At 71.6% G+C, this 15,261-nt stretch carries 15 protein-coding genes; 3 read left to right on the top strand and 12 right to left on the bottom strand.

Annotated features, from left to right (window positions below):
* Positions 1 to 73 precede the first annotated feature (73 nt).
* Positions 74 to 1,522 (bottom strand): alkaline phosphatase PhoX, encoded by a 1,449-nt coding sequence (locus ABZ896_RS08875; RefSeq protein WP_360924169.1) that lies wholly within the window; start codon positions 1,520 to 1,522, stop codon positions 74 to 76.
* A 208-nt stretch (positions 1,523 to 1,730) separates the two neighbouring features.
* Positions 1,731 to 3,155 carry a hypothetical protein gene (locus ABZ896_RS08870; RefSeq protein WP_360924166.1) on the bottom strand — a complete coding sequence of 475 codons (1,425 nt, stop codon included), beginning with the start codon at positions 3,153 to 3,155 and terminating at the stop codon, positions 1,731 to 1,733.
* Between the two features lie 309 nt (positions 3,156 to 3,464).
* On the opposite strand from ABZ896_RS08870, the gene ABZ896_RS08865 reads away from it, so the two are divergent.
* On the top strand, positions 3,465 to 5,288 hold the full coding sequence (locus ABZ896_RS08865; RefSeq protein ID WP_360924163.1) for an endonuclease/exonuclease/phosphatase family protein: 1,824 nt from the start codon (positions 3,465 to 3,467) through the stop codon (positions 5,286 to 5,288).
* A gap of 9 nt (positions 5,289 to 5,297) precedes the next feature.
* Here the strand turns inward: ABZ896_RS08865 and ABZ896_RS08860 are convergent, their stop codons facing one another.
* The 3 genes from ABZ896_RS08860 to ABZ896_RS08850 all read right to left on the bottom strand — a co-directional run bounded on the left by ABZ896_RS08860 (position 5,298) and on the right by ABZ896_RS08850 (position 7,406).
* Entirely contained in the window at positions 5,298 to 6,035 is a 738-nt protein-coding gene (locus ABZ896_RS08860) for an SRPBCC domain-containing protein (RefSeq protein ID WP_360924160.1), read from the bottom strand.
* A gap of 3 nt (positions 6,036 to 6,038) precedes the next feature.
* Positions 6,039 to 6,635, bottom strand: a complete 597-nt coding sequence (locus ABZ896_RS08855; protein WP_360924157.1) for a helix-turn-helix domain-containing protein — start codon at positions 6,633 to 6,635, stop codon at positions 6,039 to 6,041.
* 69 nt (positions 6,636 to 6,704) lie between these two features.
* Positions 6,705 to 7,406, bottom strand: a complete 702-nt coding sequence (locus ABZ896_RS08850) for an antibiotic biosynthesis monooxygenase (protein ID WP_360924154.1) — start codon at positions 7,404 to 7,406, stop codon at positions 6,705 to 6,707.
* Positions 7,407 to 7,485: 79 nt separating this feature from the next.
* Between ABZ896_RS08850 and ABZ896_RS08845 the strand changes: the two genes are divergently transcribed.
* On the top strand, positions 7,486 to 8,469 hold the full coding sequence (locus ABZ896_RS08845; RefSeq protein WP_360924151.1) for a YihY/virulence factor BrkB family protein: 984 nt from the start codon (positions 7,486 to 7,488) through the stop codon (positions 8,467 to 8,469).
* 75 nt (positions 8,470 to 8,544) lie between these two features.
* Here ABZ896_RS08845 and ABZ896_RS08840 read toward each other — a convergent pair whose 3' ends face one another.
* From ABZ896_RS08840 to ABZ896_RS08825, 4 genes are all read right to left on the bottom strand, one after another.
* A complete protein-coding gene (locus ABZ896_RS08840; RefSeq protein WP_360924148.1) occupies positions 8,545 to 9,048 on the bottom strand; it encodes a DUF3618 domain-containing protein in 504 nt (167 codons plus the stop codon).
* Positions 9,045 to 9,464, bottom strand: a complete 420-nt coding sequence (locus ABZ896_RS08835) for a phage holin family protein (RefSeq protein ID WP_360924145.1) — start codon at positions 9,462 to 9,464, stop codon at positions 9,045 to 9,047. The genes ABZ896_RS08840 and ABZ896_RS08835 overlap by 4 nt, the downstream gene beginning before the upstream one ends.
* Before the next feature lie 481 nt (positions 9,465 to 9,945).
* Positions 9,946 to 10,623 carry a hypothetical protein gene (locus ABZ896_RS08830; RefSeq protein ID WP_360924142.1) on the bottom strand — a complete coding sequence of 226 codons (678 nt, stop codon included), beginning with the start codon at positions 10,621 to 10,623 and terminating at the stop codon, positions 9,946 to 9,948.
* A complete protein-coding gene (locus tag ABZ896_RS08825) occupies positions 10,620 to 10,748 on the bottom strand; it encodes a hypothetical protein (protein ID WP_360924139.1) in 129 nt (42 codons plus the stop codon). Before ABZ896_RS08825 ends, ABZ896_RS08830 begins: the two co-directional genes overlap by 4 nt.
* 155 nt (positions 10,749 to 10,903) lie before the next feature.
* Here ABZ896_RS08825 and dapA point away from each other — a divergent pair, with 155 nt between their 5' ends.
* Positions 10,904 to 11,797, top strand: a complete 894-nt coding sequence (gene dapA / locus ABZ896_RS08820; protein ID WP_360924136.1) for a 4-hydroxy-tetrahydrodipicolinate synthase — start codon at positions 10,904 to 10,906, stop codon at positions 11,795 to 11,797.
* Between the two features lie 167 nt (positions 11,798 to 11,964).
* Here dapA and ABZ896_RS08815 read toward each other — a convergent pair whose 3' ends face one another.
* The 3 genes from ABZ896_RS08815 to dapD all read right to left on the bottom strand — a co-directional run bounded on the left by ABZ896_RS08815 (position 11,965) and on the right by dapD (position 14,905).
* Positions 11,965 to 13,191 carry a WD40 repeat domain-containing protein gene (locus tag ABZ896_RS08815; RefSeq protein ID WP_360924133.1) on the bottom strand — a complete coding sequence of 409 codons (1,227 nt, stop codon included), beginning with the start codon at positions 13,189 to 13,191 and terminating at the stop codon, positions 11,965 to 11,967.
* Positions 13,188 to 13,757: a SigE family RNA polymerase sigma factor gene (locus ABZ896_RS08810; RefSeq protein WP_360924130.1), complete on the bottom strand. Its 570-nt coding sequence runs from the start codon at positions 13,755 to 13,757 to the stop codon at positions 13,188 to 13,190. Before ABZ896_RS08810 ends, ABZ896_RS08815 begins: the two co-directional genes overlap by 4 nt.
* 158 nt (positions 13,758 to 13,915) lie before the next feature.
* Entirely contained in the window at positions 13,916 to 14,905 is a 990-nt protein-coding gene (dapD, locus tag ABZ896_RS08805) for a 2,3,4,5-tetrahydropyridine-2,6-dicarboxylate N-succinyltransferase (RefSeq protein ID WP_360924127.1), read from the bottom strand.
* Positions 14,906 to 15,261 lie beyond the last annotated feature (356 nt).

Here is a 15,261-nt window from a genome sequence, read left to right as displayed (position 1 = left end):
GTCTTCGCACCGGGAGGTGCGTTGTCGTGATCTCACTGTAGGAGGCGCAACTCGGGGGTGGCGACCGAATTAACTAGCCGCGCTTCTGCCGCTTCCAGGGCCCCGTGATGGCCAGCATGATTCCGGGGGTCTGGATGTTGGCGTAGAGCGTCTTTCCGTCGGGCGAGAAGGTGACGCCGGTGAACTCGCTGTACTCCGGGTCCTCTTCGGTGCCGTTGTTGAGTTCGTTGCGGGCGATCGGGTAGGTGCGGCCGCTCTCGGTCGCGCCGAAGAGGTGCTGGAGGCCCTCGCCGTCCTCGGCGATGACGAGACCGCCGTAGGGGGAGACGGTGATGTTGTCGGGGCCGTCGAAGTTGCCCTCGACGGACGGGTCGGGGTTGACGCCGATGAGGACCTTGAGGGTCAGGGTGCGCCGCTTGGGGTCGTAGAACCAGACCGCGCCGTCGTGCTGGACGGGGCTCTCGGAGCGGGCGTAGGAGGAGACGATGTACGTGCCGCCGTCACCCCACCACATGCCCTCCAGCTTGCGGGCGCGGGTGACCTGCCCTGCGGCGAACTGCTTGCGCACGGAGGTCGACTTGGCGTCGCGGTCGGGGACGTCGACCCAGTCCACGCCGTACACCGTGCCGATCTTCGTGGCGCGGGAGAGGTCGTCGACGAACTGGCCGCCGGAGTCGAAGCACTTGAAGGCCTGGAGGACGCCCGCGTTCTCGGCGAGGGTGCGCAGCCTGCCGTGGCCGTGGCAGAAGCCCTCGGGCGGGGTCCAGCGGTACAGCAGGCCGTTGGGGTTGGAGGCGTCCTCGGTGAGGTAGAGGTGGCCGCGCTTGGGGTCGACGACGACGGCCTCGTGGGCGTAGCGGCCCAGCGCCTTGATGGGGTGCGGGTTCCTGTTGGCGCGGCGGTCGGAGGGGTCGACCTCGAAGACGTAGCCGTGGTCCTTGGTGAAGCCGTTGGTGCCGGCCTTGTCCTCGGTCTCCTCGCAGGTGAGCCAGGTGCCCCAAGGGGTGTTGCCGCCCGCGCAGTTGGTGGCGGTGCCGGCGATGCCGACCCACTCGGCGACCTTGCCGCCGGGGCGCACCTCGACGACCGTGCAGCCACCGGCCGCGGCGGGGTCGTAGACGAGGCCCTCGGTGAGCGGCACGGGGTGCGGCCAGTTGGCGCGCGGACCGGCCAGCTCGTGGTTGTTGACGAGCAGGGTCGTACCGCGCGGGCCGTCGAAGGTGGACGTGCCGTCGTGGTTGGAGGGAGTGAACTCCCCGGACTCCAGCCTGGTCTTGCCGCTGTAGGTGATGACCTTGTACGTGAACCCGGCGGGCAGCGCGAGCAGGCCGTCGGGGTCGGGGATCAGCGGTCCGTAGCCGACACCGCCGTGGGCGCCTGCGGTCTTGGCGTCCGTGCTCTCGACGTCGGTGGCCGCGAGGGCGTTCGGCGCGGTGGCGAGGGCACCGACAGTGCCCGCCAGCGCGACCCCGGCCCCGGTGAGCGCGGTTCTACTGGCGAAGTCCCTGCGGGTGAGCGACATGGTGTCTCCTGAGACGATGGGCAAACGCCGTGGAGGGTGGCGGACCTCGGTTCGGCGCAACCGTCCCGCCCATGTCTGAACACCAGTTGAACGGCGGGGAGATTCAGTGGACCTGGTTCCATGAATCAACAAAGGATGCGGAAACTTATCCAGGGGCGCGGAGAACTGCGCGACCAGCCCTCACACACCCGCACCCAGCGAACCGGCCTCAACCCCCCTGCTGTGACCGCGCCTTGAACGCAGCCTTCCGTGCCTCCTTCGCCACCCTCTTGTCCGGATGCAGCCGCCCCATCGCCTCCAGCACATCCGCGGTGGCCGGATGGTCGACCTTCCAGGCCGCCGCGAAGAACCCGCTGTGCTGCTGGGCCAGGCCCTCCACCAGCCCCTGCAGTTCCTCGGAGTTCCCCTCCGCCGCCAGTTGCGCGGCCAGTGTGTCCACCGTCAGCCAGAAGACCATGTCCTCCGAAGGCGCGGGCACTTCTCCGAATCCCCGCTCGACCAGCCAGACCCGGGCGAGCCCGCCCAGCTCGGCGTCGTCCAGGACTTCCCGCAGCGCCGGCTCGGCGACCGTACCGACCAGTGACAGCGCCTGCTGGCAGCGCAGCCGGCGCAACGGCGCCCCCTCGTCGCTCCCGCGCGCCGCCGCCAGCAACTCCCGTGCCGCGGCGAGGGGTTCACGCCGGTCCAGCCACTGCTCGGTCTCGGCCTGAGCAGCGGCCGGCGGAAACACAGAGGTCCCGTCGAGCAGCGCGTCCGCCCCCTTGTCGGCGAGGTCCCCGACGGCCGGCGCGGCGATGCCCGCCTCCAGCAGCCGGGAGCGCAGCCCGAACAGCCCGAGCGGGGTCAGCCGGACCATGCCGTAGCGCGAGACGTCCGTCTCGTCGACCGGCGCCGAGGGCTCCTCGTCGGTGTCCGCCATGAGCGCCTCGTCGACCGGCTGGTAATCCACGAGCCCGACCGGCTCCAGGATCCGGAACTGGTCGTCCAGCCGCATCATCGCGTCGGACACCTGTTCCAGGACATCGTTGGTCGGCTCCCCCATGTCGCTCGGCACGATCATGGACGCGGCGAGCGCGGGCAGCGGCACCGTCCCGTCGCCGGGGCCGTCCTCGCTGACCGTGAGGAGGTAGAGGTTGCCGAGGACGCCGTCGAGGAACTCCTGCTCGGCCTCCGGGTCCCAGTCCAGGGAGGAGAGGTCGATCTCGCCGCCGTCCTCCATCGCGTCGACCAGGTCGTCCAGGTCGGGCACGCTCGCGTCCGCCAGCACCGTCTCCAGCGCGCTCAGCCACACCCCGAGCACGTCCTGCGGGGACCCGGCGAGCAGCGCCAGGTCGGCGCCCGCGGCGACGGTTCCCGCCTCCTCGTCGACGATCTCCACGAGCCCGGTGTCGACGGCGACCCGCCAGGCCTCGCTCGCGAAGGCGTCCGCGTCCTCCCCGGTCAGCCCGAGCACCGCGGCCGCCGCGGGCAGCTGCTCCTCGACGAGCCCGCCCCCGGCGTCGACCCGGGTCTCCTCGCCGGCCCAGCGGGCGAGGAGCGCCGCCCGGGTGAGCAGCGGCGTGGACAGCGCGGCCCGCGCCAGCTCCGCTTCGGGGTGCAGCCGCACCGGCGGCAGGGGGGAGCTGTCTGACATCGGCTGGTTCTCCTAGGAAGGGTGGTGCACTCAGCCGCTCAGCGTAGACGGATATCGACCCATGCCGCCCGGTTCATCTCCCGGACGGGGTCCGTACATGGCTGAAACCTTGACAAGTGGCGTGACCAGGCACGAGATTGACGCGCGTAGAAATCGGATGCACATCTGTTCACCGTATTTTCTACGCGCGTCACCACGCGCCGCACCACCCGCATCACCGGCACCACCCGCACCACCACCCGCACCACCGCCCGCCCGCACCGCCACCCCCGCCGTCCCGGCATTCACCCACGTCCCCGGAGGGATCCGTTGCCGAGCAAGAAGTCCGCGCGTCTCGGCGCGCTCACCGTCGCCGCCGTCTCCGCGGCCTCCACGATCGCCCTCACCTCGCCCGCGCACGCGGACTCGGTGCGCATCCACGACATCCAGGGCACGACCCGGATATCGCCGTACGCCGGCCAGAAGGTTGCGGACGTGGCCGGAATCGTCACCGGCGTACGCACCTACGGCTCCTCCAGAGGCTTCTGGATCCAGGATCCGAACCCGGACGACAACCCGGCGACGAGCGAGGGCGTCTTCGTCTTCACCAGCTCGACGCCGAAGGTCGCCGTCGGTGACTCCGTCACGGTCAGCGGCACGGTCTCGGAGTTCGTCCCGGGCGGCACCTCGACCGGCAACCAGTCGATCACCGAGATCACCAAGCCGACGGTCACGGTCCTCTCCAGCGGCAACGCGGTCCCGGCCGCGACGGTGATCGACGCGAAGTCGGTGCCCGCCGCCTACGCCCCGGCCGGCGACCCCGCCGCGAACAACTCGGTCAACGGCCTCACCCTGGAGCCGAAGAAGTACGCCCTGGACTACTACGAGTCCCTTGAGGGCATGAACGTCCAGGTCGCCGACGCCCGCGTGACCGGCGCGACCGACCCGTACACCGAGCTGTGGGTGACGGTGAAGCCGCGCGAGAACGCCACCCAGCGCGGCGGCACGCTCTACGGCTCCTACGACTCCCAGAACACCGGCCGGCTCCAGATCCAGTCGCTGGGCTCGACCGCCGCCTTCCCGGTGGCGAACGTCGGTGACGTCCTCACCGGCACCACCGCGGGCCCGCTGGACTACAACCAGTTCGGCGGCTACACGCTGGTCGCCAACGAGATCGGCACGCTGAAAAGCGCGGGCCTCACCCGCGAGACCACCCGCAAGCAGAAGAACGGCGAGCTCGCGGTCGCGACGTACAACGTCGAGAACCTCGACCCGTCCGACGCCACCTTCGAGGAGCACGCCTCCGCGATCGTGAACAACCTGAAGTCGCCCGACATCGTGTCCCTGGAGGAGATCCAGGACAACAACGGCGCGACGGACGACGGTACGACCGCCGCCGACGTGACGGTGAACAAGCTGATCGACGCGATCGTCGCGGCGGGCGGCCCCCGGTACGAGTGGCGCTCCATCGACCCGACGAACGACACCGACGGCGGCGAGCCGGGCGGCAACATCCGCCAGGTCTTCCTCTTCAACCCGGAGCGGGTCTCCTTCACGGACCGCGCGGGCGGCGACGCCACGACCGCGGTCGGTGTCACCAAGGTGCGCGGCAAGGCCGAGCTGACGGCCTCCCCGGGCCGTATCGACCCGACGAACACGGCCTGGACCAGCAGCCGCAAGCCGCTGGCCGGCGAGTTCGTCTTCCGTGGCCGCACGGTCTTCGTGATCGCCAACCACTTCAACTCCAAGGGCGGCGACTACGGGCTGACCTCGGCGACCCAGCCGGTGCCGCGCAGCTCGGAGGTCCAGCGCCACCAGCAGGCGACGCTCGTCAACGCCTTCGTCAAGAGCATCCTCGACGTCCAGAAGAACGCGGACGTCATCGCGCTCGGCGACATCAACGACTTCGAGTTCTCCGACACCGCCAAGATCCTGGAGGGTGACGGCGAGCTCTGGTCGGCGATCAAGTCGCTGCCGAAGAGCGAGCGTTACACCTACGACTACCAGGGCAACGCGCAGGTCCTGGACCAGATCCTGATCAGCCCGTCGATCCGCCGCGGCTGCGACGTCGACTACGACTCCGTGCACATCAACTCGGAGTTCCACGACCAGATCAGCGACCACGACCCGCAGGTGCTGCGCTTCAAGCCGTAACGCCCGTGGCTAGAGGGGCTGGTTGAACACACCGCTCAGCCAGCCCTGCCACTCGCTCTCGCACTCCTTGATGTCGGAGTCGGGGGCGAAGTCGTGCAGGGAGATACCGACCGGGTGACCCCAGTGGTTGCGCCCGAAGATCCGGGTCAGGCCCCGGTCGGTGCACAGACCGATGAAGTAGGCGTTGCGGAAGTCGACCACGGCCTCGAACTCATCGGGCCCATGGACGGTCAACCGCGTACCCGCGGCCACGTCCGCACCGACACCGAGCGCCTCTCCTACGACGGCCAGGGCGTCCGGCGCCTTGGCCGCCTCGGGTCCGTCGAAGGTCGCGAAGGCGGCCGGACGCGGCGCGAAGTGGGCCAGGTACTCACGCAGGGTGTGCAGATAGAAGTCGGTGTGCCGGGCGGCGCCGTCGTACTGGTTGTCCCAGTCGTCGACGAAGATCCCGCTGTGCACGTACCGCACCCAGGCCCTACGGCCCTCGTCGCGCGGCTCGATGGTGTAGTCGAGCTGGTTGCGGCTCTGCTCCGCGATCCCCTCGACGTTCTCGACCAGGTTGGTGTACCGGTGCGGCGGGTCCCAGGCGGTGACCTCCGACCCGAAGGGCCCCTTGCCGCCGACCCGGGGCTCCGGCGGCTCCATCGGCCACAGATAGCCGTCGGTCCCGGTGGTGACCGCCGCCCACACCTGCTCCGGGGTGGCGTCGACCTCGAACTCGCGGGCGATCTCGAACTCTTTGGACATGTTCTACTCCAACTCGGTCTTCTTGAGCGTGGGGTGGACGGCCACAACGATCCGGTGGTCCCTGCCGCCCTCGGCGCCGGGAGTGTCGTACTTGCGAATGAGCCCGCTGATCCCCGCCGTCAACTCCTCGATGAACGCGGCCCGTTCGGCGGCGGAAGCGAAGCGCACCTCGCCGTCCAGCGCGTAAGTGGCCAGTCGCTGACGGGCCTTGGCCGCACCGGTGATCAACTGACCGACGTCCCGCACCAGTCGGGCCCCGAGTGCCAGCAGCCAGCGCGCGGAGAGCTGGTCGCGGAAGCGGTCGGGGTCGGGCTGCACGGCAGCGAGGGCGAGCGGTGAGATCACGTACGACGCGGCGGTCGCCCGCATCAGCCGCTCGGTGACATTGCCCTTGCGGCGCTCACCGGCCAGCTCGACCAGGCCGTGCCGCTCCAGTGCCTTCAGGTGGTAGTTCACCTTCTGCCGGGGCAGCCCGACCTGACCGGCCAGCATGGCGGCCGACGCGGGCCCGGCCGCCAGCTCGGCGAGCAGGCGCGCCCTTATGGGGTCCAGGGAGACGGCCGCCGCCTCTGGGTCCTCGATCACGGTCACGTCCAACATGACCCCACCGTCTCACCGAAAACTTTTTTTGTCCAGACGAGCAGAATTTTCGGAGACTGAGGGAGGAGGCTAGGGGATCAGGCCGAGCGCGTGCCGATAACGGCTGATCGTGGACCCCTTGAATCCGGGATACGTCCGCACCCGCTGCCACAGCTCCGTCGGCGACCCGATCCCCTCCCCCGGCGCCGCGATGGCCCTGTCATAGGCCTCGGAGCTCTCCCACTCGGCGTAGTTGAGGGCGTGCGTGCCGTCGCCGCTCAGATGGAAGTGGGCGGAGATCAGCCCCGCGTGGCCCCCGGGATCGTCGGCGAGGGCGCGCAGCACGGTGTCGATCCAGCCGGGCCGGGGATCCTCGGCGCCCGGCTCGAAGTCGATGCGCACGACCGCGAGCAGGCCGGGCACGCGGGCGTCCCCGGCAGCCCGCTCGCGGCTGCGGTGGCGCCGGTAGCGGCCGAGTCCCACCCGCTCGATGTCCGGCACGGCGGTGTCGATCTCGTCGACGCGCTCCTGCCGGTGCGTCTTCACGAAGGCCTCGTACGCCCGCTCGCTCGTCCACTGCGAGTGGTGCAGCAGTGTGGAGCCGTCCTGGCCGGCGTAGACGTGGTACGCGAGCAGGTCGCCGGCCGGCCAGGGGCGCCGTTCCCAGGTGCGGGCGATCGCCTCGACGGTCCGCCGCTGCCGTTCGGGGGTGCCGACCCGCCAGGTGCTGAAGAGGGGCGCTCCGGCGTCGGCGCGGGTGAGATCGGGATGGATTTCGGTACGACGTGTCATGCCCCCCACCTTTCAACCTCAAGCAAGATTCAGGTCAAGCGGGCGGTTCGGGGGGCCGTTTCGGGAGACCCGCGAGGGCATGGACGAACACGCGGACGACCAGCCGAAGAGCCCGTCCAAGCTGACCGCGCGGTCCTGGCGGGCGGTGCTGAAGCGCACGGCGAAGGAGCTGCTGGACGACGAACTCGCCGACCGCGCGGCCGCGTTGACGTACTACGGCGTCCTGTCGCTGTTCCCCGCCCTGCTGTTGCTGGTGTCCCTGTTGGGCGTGGTCGGCCAGCGGGCCACGAACAAGATCCTCGACAACATCGGCGACCTGGCCCCCGGACCGGCCCGGGACATCCTGCGGGACGCGGTGGTGCAGCTCGGCGACAGCGGCGGCACGGGGAGCGTGCTGGCCGTGGTCGGGCTGCTGGCCGCGCTGTGGTCGGCGTCCGGGTACGTGGGCGCGTTCATCCGTACGTCCAACGCGGTGTACGACCTGCCCGAGGGGCGCCCGGTGTGGAAACTGACGCCGCTGCGGCTGGCGTTGACCGTGACGCTGATGCTGATGCTGGCGGCGAGCGCGCTGATCGTGGTCTTCACCGGACCGCTCGCCGAACGGGCCGGAGGCGCGCTGGGGTTCGGGGACGCGGCGATCGCGGTGTGGGGCGTGGCGAAGTGGCCGGTGCTGCTGGTGCTGGTCGTGCTGATGATCGCCCTGCTGTACTGGGCGGCGCCCAACGTCCGTGGCCGGGGCTTCCGTTGGGTCTCCCCGGGCAGTGTGCTCGCCACGCTGGTCTGGCTCGCCGCGTCGGCCGGGTTCGCCCTGTACGCCGCGAACTTCGGCTCGTACAACAAGACGTACGGCACGCTCGCGGGGGCGATCGTCTTCCTGGTCTGGCTGTGGCTGACCAACCTGGCGATCCTGCTGGGCCTGGAGTTCGACGCGGAACTGGCCCGGGAGCGGGCGATCGCCTCCGGCGAGGCGGAGCCGGCGGAGGAGCCGTATGTGGAGCCGCGGGACACCAGGAAGTGGCCGCCGAAGCTGCGGGCGAAGCGGGGAGGACAACCACAGCACTGATCGTGGGTGAGGGGCGCGGGTGTCATCACCCACGCCCCTCACCCGCATGAACCCCTACTTCACCCGCGTGAACCCCTACTTCTTCGGGTACCGCCAGGACACCACCGCGACCGCGATCACCGCCGCGCCGACGATCAGCACCGGCCTCGGGTGCCGGACCGCCGCCGTCACCACGGGCCGGGCCGGCCAGGGCACGCCCCGCTCGGCCTTTCGCTCCAGCGTGTGTCCTGTGCGTGCCGCCTTGTCCTGGCCGGCGTGGCCCAGCCGTACCGTCCGGTCATGGACCTTGTGGCCGGCCCGGGTCGCCCGGTCGTGCACGGTGTGACCCGCCTGTGTCGCCCGGTCGTGCACGGTGTGGCCGGCCTGCGCGGCGGTGCTGCGCAGCTGCACGGTCATCGCGCCCGCCTTGTCCCTGAGATCCGCCGCCCTTGCCCGCGCGCGGCCCTTCACGTCCATCTTCCCTGCCAACTCCTCCACGGTGTCGCCGAGTTCGCCGCGGGTCAGCTCGATCTGCCGCCGCAGCTCCTCGGGTCCCTTGACGCCCTGCCCCTGCACAGCGTTGTCCGGCTCGTTCGTCATCGGTGTGCCCTTCCCCTGATCTCCTCGACATCGGCCTTGACGCTGCCGAGGGCCTCCTCGGGCGTGGGGGGTGCGGCGCGGCGCAACTGGGCGCGGCCCGTCGCGGCGAGCACGCCGGCGATCACGAACAGCACGGCCGTCACGATCAGCGCCGCGGCCCAGACCGACAGCACCAGTGAGAGGGCGGCGGTGGCCGTTCCGGCGAGGGCCAGCAGCCCGGCGTAGGCGAACGCCCCGGCGGCGCCGAGCAGTCCGCCGCCGCGCCCGGCCCGCCGACCCTTGGCGGCCAACTCCTCTTTGGCGAGGGCGACTTCCTGCCGTACCAGCCGGGAGAGTTGCTCGGTGGCCTGTCCGACGAGTTCGCCCACCGAGTGCTGTTCGTCGTGCGACGGCCTGGGGGCCGTGGTTCCGGTCACGGTGCTCCGCCTCCTCTCGGTCGGACCACCCGGGTACCCGGCCGGGCCCCCGCCAAGCGCTCCGCGGGAGGCACCGGGTTCACGCGCCGACCGGCCACGACTCAGGGCACGGTCACCCGGCCCCGCGCGACGGCGACCGCCGCCGAAACGCCCGTCGACCGTGCGCACACGGCGCGTCAACCACCCCGCACGTCACGGGACGGGACGGCACGGCACTGCACGGGACAGGACGGCACGGCACGGCACGGCACGGGACGGGACAGGACGGCACGGCACGGGGCAGGACAGGACGGCACGGCACGGCACGGGGCAGGACGGCACGGGACGGGACTGCACGGGACGGCAGCAGCCACGCGACACAGCGACAGCCCACCCCTCACGCCGCGACGGCAGCGACCCCACCCGGCACACCGACAGCCCGCCCCGCGCACCGCGACCCCGCCCCGGCGGCACCGAGACAGCCCCGCGCCCTCTCGGCGACTCACCCCCCGTCGCCCGCCCCCCGCTTCCCCAGCCGCGCCAGCTGGCTCTGGAACCAATCCAGGCGGGCCTGCAACAGGGCAGCCTCCGCGACGAGTTCGGGGACGCCGAGCCCCTCGGGCAGATCGGGAGCGGAAGCGGCGCCGGTGCCGGCCACCACCCGCAGCCCCTCCCCCGCCAGCCGCGCGAACCCGGCGAGCGAGACCGCCGTACGCCCCCGCAGGCAGCCCGCGCAGGAGGGCTCCAGGCCCCGCCACCCGGGTCTGCCCCAGCCGGCGTCGGCGAGGGCCGCCGCGACCGTGCCGCAGGCGCAGGGTCCGACGGTGGCCGTGCGCACCCGCTGACGGGCGTAGCGGAAGCCGAGTTCGAAGCGGAGGTAGCGGCCGAGGACTAGGACGTCGAGGAGGACGGCCGTGCGGTGCTCGGCGGTGCACAGCAGCGCCTCCGCGGTCGCCCGGTCGTGCACGCAGTGGAAGCCGCAGTCGCAGCGGCGGTGCGGTGCCGCGTGGCGCAGGCCGTAGACGCAGGACGCGTCGGCCAGGACTCCGTACGGCAGCGCGCCGCCGAGCGACACACCGGTGAACCCGGCCCGGGTGCCGTCCTGGGACAGCACCGGGTGGGCGATCTTGTATCCGGTCGGCGGCTCCGTCGGGCGTTCCTCCGGAAGCCGCAGCCTCATCGGGCCGCCGGGACCTCTTCGGGGACCGGCACGTCCACGGTCTCCTCGGGCAGTTCGAGTACGGGCTCCTCGACGGGTGCCTGTTCTTCCGCGACTCCGGTGGCCAGTGCCTTGCCGAGTTTCATGACGCCTCCCACACACAGGGTCCGTTCTCGCCATGGTGACCCATGGGGGCCGTCCTGCCCATAGGGCCTACGACACCTCCATGAAGCATCCCTTACGAATACCCCGTAGAAGAATTAAGTGGAGCTTCATCATCTGTGCGCCGACACTACAGGGCATGACTACAGCGACCCCCTTCGGCCGGACCCTCTGCGCGATGATCACCCCCTTCACCAAGGAGGGCGCGCTCGATCTCGACGGCGCGCAGCGGCTCGCCGACCGGCTGGTCTCCGAGGGCTGCGACGGCCTGGTCCTGTCCGGTACCACGGGCGAGTCGCCGACCACCTCGGACGCGGAGAAGTCCGCGCTGGTCACGGCGGTCCGGGAGGCGGTGGGCGAGCGGGCGTCGGTCGTGACGGGCGTGGGCACCTCCGACACCCGGCACACCGTCGAGCTGGCCCTGGCGGCGGAAAAGGCGGGCGCGGACGGGGTGTTGGTGGTGACCCCGTACTACAGCAGGCCACCGCAGGACGCCGTGGAGGCGCACTTCCGGGAGATCGCGGACGCCTCCGGACTGCCCGTCATGCTGTACGACATCCCGGGCCGCACCGGCACCCGCATCGAGCCGGAGACGGTGATCCGGCTCGCCGAGCACCCCCGGATCGTGGCGGTCAAGGACTGCTCGTACGACTTCCTCGGCGCCCAGAAGGTGCTGGCCCGCACGGAGTTGGCGTACTACGCGGGCTGCGACGAGCACAACCTCGCCCTGTACGCGGTGGGCGGCACGGGCTACGTCAGCACGGTCGCCAACCTGATCCCGGCCCAACTGCGGGCCGTACTGGACGTGTTCGAGGCGGGCGACCCCCCTGCGGCCGCCCGCCTCCAGCAACGGGCCACGCGGCTCGTCGAGTTGACGATGGCGAGCGGGCTCCCCGGCACGGTCACCGCCAAGGCCCTGCTCAACGCCCTCGGTCTGCCCGCGGGCCCGGTCCGCGCCCCGCTGCGGCCCGCCGGCCGGGAGACGGCCGACGGGCTGCTGGCGGAGTACGAACGGCTGATGGCCGACGCCTGATCAGGGCCCGCCGCGGTCCGATCGGGACTCGCCGCGGTCCGATCAGAGCTCGCCGCGGTCCGATCAGAGCTCACCGCCGTCCGATCAGAGCTCACCGCCGTCCGATCCGGGCTCACCGCCGTCCGATCCGGGCTCGCCACCGTCCGATCGGCGCCGGCCGCCGCCCGTCAGGGCTGTGCGAAGAGCGGTTCCCAGCGTCCGGGGTCGCCGTCGTCGCCCTCGCGGAAGCCGCTGAGCGGTACCTGCTTCTCACTGCCGATCGTGATCAGCACGAGCCGCTGGTGGAACTCGCTGTCCTTGGCTCCGGCGATGTCCCAGGCGATCAGCTGCCTGTCACCGACCCAGGCAAGCAGCTGCTGCCCGCGCACCTCGGTCTTCGCGCCGGTCATGGCGTCGACGACGTAGGAGGAGGTGTGCCACTTCCGGCCCGCGAAGTCCCCGGCGACGAGCTTGCCGTTCGGTGACTTGCCCGCGTCGACGTACGAGGACAGGTACTTGTCGCCGGGCGCCGGGGAGACCTTCTTGCCCGTGAGGTCGTAGAACACGTTGCCGGGTTCGAAGGGGCTGCCCTCCCAGACGTGCCGGCCGTCGTCGGTGACGTTGAAGTCCTGGCGGCTGCCCATGAAGACGCCGCCGCCCCCCAGGCCGCCGGAGTCGCTCTTGGACCTGACCTCGGTCCAGCCGCCGTTCCCCGAGGCCACGTCGAGGACGTAGAAGCCGGTACGGCTGGACGTCCACTCCTGGCCCCAGTCCTCGGAGCCCGCCTCCTTGACCCGCCCGTCGGGGTTCTTGCCGTACGTCGTCGCGACCAGCTTGCGGCCGTCGCGGGAGAAGGCGAGCCCGGCGACCCGGTGGTCGACGTCGATCCAGCGCGCGACCTTGCCGGTGGTGAGGTCGAGCAGGCCGATCCGCGAGGCGGGCAGGTCCCGTTCGAGGACGGCCGCGGTCTTCGCGCCGGGCGCGACGGCGACCCAGGACCAGCGCTCGTCCTTCTCGTACTTGCCGCTCTGTCGGTCCAGCAGCCAATAGGTGCGCTGGTAGACGGCGGTGTCGTCGGACGTCTTGACGGTCTCCGGGAGGTAGTACCCGGCCAGCGTGGTGCCGCCGGCCGAGATGAGGTCGCGCGGCGGCGACTGGTCGGGGTGTGCCTTGGTCCCCTTCTGCTCCACCACGACACCGCCCGAGGGACGGACGTCCTGCTTGCCGGAGTCCAGCAGCGGCACCGCCACTCCGACGGCGACCGCGACGACGGCGGTCACGGCGGCGGCCACGATCCTGTGGTTGCGGCGGCGTCGGCGGACGGCCAGCACACGGTCGGCGAACCCCCCTGCCGCCGGGGCCTGTTCGGTGGCCTGCTCGCGCAGGGCGTCGCGCACGAGTTCGTCGACGTTCACGGCCGCACCTCCACGGGCGAGTAGTCACGGGACGGAAGGCGCTCGGCCTCGGCCTCGCCGAGGGCGGCCAGTTCGGGCGCGAGCGAACGCAGCCGGGCCAGCGAGCGGTGGGTGGTGGACCGTACGGTGCCGACGGAGCAGCCCAGGATGCGGGCCACGTCCGCCTCGGGCAGGTCCTCGAAGTAGCGCAGCACCAGGACGGTGCGCTGGCGGGCGGTGAGCCGGGACAGGGCCTGGCGCATCACCAGGCGCAGGTCGGCGGCGGCCGCCGTGTCGGCGGGGGGCGCGCCCGTCTCGGCGGGGTCCGGCGGTTCGGCGACGCTCACCTCCCGCCGGGGCCACTTCAGGCGCCAGCGGCTGACCTGCTGGCGGTACAGGATCCGCCGTACATACGCCTCGGGCTCGTCGATCCGCTGCCACCGTCCGGCCGCCCTGACCAGGGCGTTCTGGAGCAGGTCCTCACCGGCGTGCCGGTCTCCGCCGCACAGCAGCACGGCCGTCCTCAACAGCGCGGAGGACCTGCTGTCCACGAACTCCCGGAAACTCTCGAGCCCTTCGGCATTCATCGTCACCTTCTCTTCCCCGGCGGCGCCGGCGCCCCGCCCCTCTGCCCCTTGGGACGCGCGCGGCACCGGGCCGCTATGCCACCGGCACGAAAAAAGTCGCCGTAGAAGATCCCGGTCTTCTACGGCGACTGCCGCGCGGGTCGTGCTCGCGGGGTACGTCAGTTGTGGCTGTGCAGGACCTCGTTGAGGCCGCCCCAGACCGCGTTGTTCGGGCGGGCCTCGACCGTGCCGGTGACGGAGTTGCGGCGGAAGAGGATGTTCGAGGCGCCGTTCAGCTCGCGGGCCTTGACGATCTGGCCGTCGGGCATGGTGACGCGGGTGCCCGCGGTGACGTAGAGGCCGGCCTCGACGACGCACTCGTCGCCGAGCGCGATGCCGACGCCCGCCTCGGCGCCGACCAGGCAGCGCTCGCCGATGGTGATGCGGACGTTGCCGCCGCCGGAGAGCGTGCCCATGGTGGAGGCGCCGCCGCCGATGTCCGAACCGTCGCCGACCACGACACCGGCGGAGATGCGGCCCTCGACCATGGAGGTGCCGAGGGTGCCCGCGTTGAAGTTCACGAAGCCCTCGTGCATGACGGTGGTGCCCTCGGCGAGGTGCGCGCCGAGCCGGACCCGGTCGGCGTCGGCGATCCGGACGCCCTTCGGGGCCACGTAGTCCGTCATGCGCGGGAACTTGTCGACGCTGGTCACGGCGAGGTGCAGGCCCTCGGCGCGGGCGTTGAGGCGCACCTTCTCGATGTCGTCGACGGCGACCGGGCCGAGCGAGGTCCAGGCGACGTTGGGCAGCAGGCCGAAGATGCCGTCCAGGCTCTGGCCGTGCGGCTTGACCAGGCGGTGGGAGAGCAGGTGCAGCCGCAGGTAGGCGTCGTGCGTGTCGAGCGGCTTGTCGTCGAGGGAGGCGATGACCGTGCGGACGGCGACCACCTCGACACCGCGGCGGGCGTCCGGGCCGACCGCCTTGGCGGCGCCCTCGCCGAGCAGTTCCACGGCCCGCTCGGCGGACAGCCGCTCGGTACCGGCCGGGCCGGGTTCGGCGGAGAGCTCGGGGGCCGGGAACCAGGTGTCGAGAACGGTGCCGTCGGCGGCGACGGTGGCGAGGCCTGCGGCGATGGCGCCGGTGGTACGAGGAGCAGTCGTGTCGGTCATGAGGGCAACCTAACCGGCCGGGGGCCGAGGAGGCGAACCAGCGTGGGGGGTGTCTCGGGTGGTGGGCGACGGGCGCTGTTCCGCGCACGGCGGGGGCAGTCCCCTGTGCGGCGAGGCCTGTTCCGCGTGCGGCGGGCGCGGGCCCGCGGGCGGCCCGTACACCCCGTGGTGCGGGCCACCCGGCCCGAGACCCCTCGGGCGACCCGGCCGGCCCGGCACCCCTGGAGCGAGCCGCCCCGTCCGGCGCCCATGGCACAAACCGCCCGGCCCGGGGCCCGGCGCCGTGTTCATGTTCGTGACCGGCGCCTGGATCGTCTCCCTGTGCCTGCACGAGTACGCCCACGCCCGCACCGCCC

It is taken from the genome of Streptomyces sp. NPDC047072, from assembly GCF_040643855.1.
GTDB lineage: Bacteria > Actinomycetota > Actinomycetes > Streptomycetales > Streptomycetaceae > Streptomyces.
This window is presented reverse-complemented; position numbering and strand designations above follow the sequence as displayed.

Bases quoted from the DNA above. Each gene is read 5' to 3' on its own strand.
- ABZ896_RS08875 (WP_360924169.1), bottom strand. From the start codon at position 1,522: ATGTCGCTCACCCGCAGGGACTTCGCCAGTAGAACCGCGCTCACCGGG.
- ABZ896_RS08870 (WP_360924166.1), bottom strand. From the start codon at position 3,155: ATGTCAGACAGCTCCCCCCTGCCGCCGGTGCGGCTGCACCCCGAAGCG.
- ABZ896_RS08860 (WP_360924160.1), bottom strand. From the start codon at position 6,035: ATGTCCAAAGAGTTCGAGATCGCCCGCGAGTTCGAGGTCGACGCCACC.
- ABZ896_RS08855 (WP_360924157.1), bottom strand. From the start codon at position 6,635: ATGTTGGACGTGACCGTGATCGAGGACCCAGAGGCGGCGGCCGTCTCC.
- ABZ896_RS08850 (WP_360924154.1), bottom strand. From the start codon at position 7,406: ATGACACGTCGTACCGAAATCCATCCCGATCTCACCCGCGCCGACGCC.
- ABZ896_RS08845 (WP_360924151.1), top strand. From the start codon at position 7,486: ATGGACGAACACGCGGACGACCAGCCGAAGAGCCCGTCCAAGCTGACC.
- ABZ896_RS08840 (WP_360924148.1), bottom strand. From the start codon at position 9,048: ATGACGAACGAGCCGGACAACGCTGTGCAGGGGCAGGGCGTCAAGGGA.
- ABZ896_RS08830 (WP_360924142.1), bottom strand. From the start codon at position 10,623: ATGAGGCTGCGGCTTCCGGAGGAACGCCCGACGGAGCCGCCGACCGGA.
- ABZ896_RS08825 (WP_360924139.1), bottom strand. From the start codon at position 10,748: ATGAAACTCGGCAAGGCACTGGCCACCGGAGTCGCGGAAGAACAGGCA.
- dapA (WP_360924136.1), top strand. From the start codon at position 10,904: ATGACTACAGCGACCCCCTTCGGCCGGACCCTCTGCGCGATGATCACC.
- ABZ896_RS08810 (WP_360924130.1), bottom strand. From the start codon at position 13,757: ATGAATGCCGAAGGGCTCGAGAGTTTCCGGGAGTTCGTGGACAGCAGG.
- dapD (WP_360924127.1), bottom strand. From the start codon at position 14,905: ATGACCGACACGACTGCTCCTCGTACCACCGGCGCCATCGCCGCAGGC.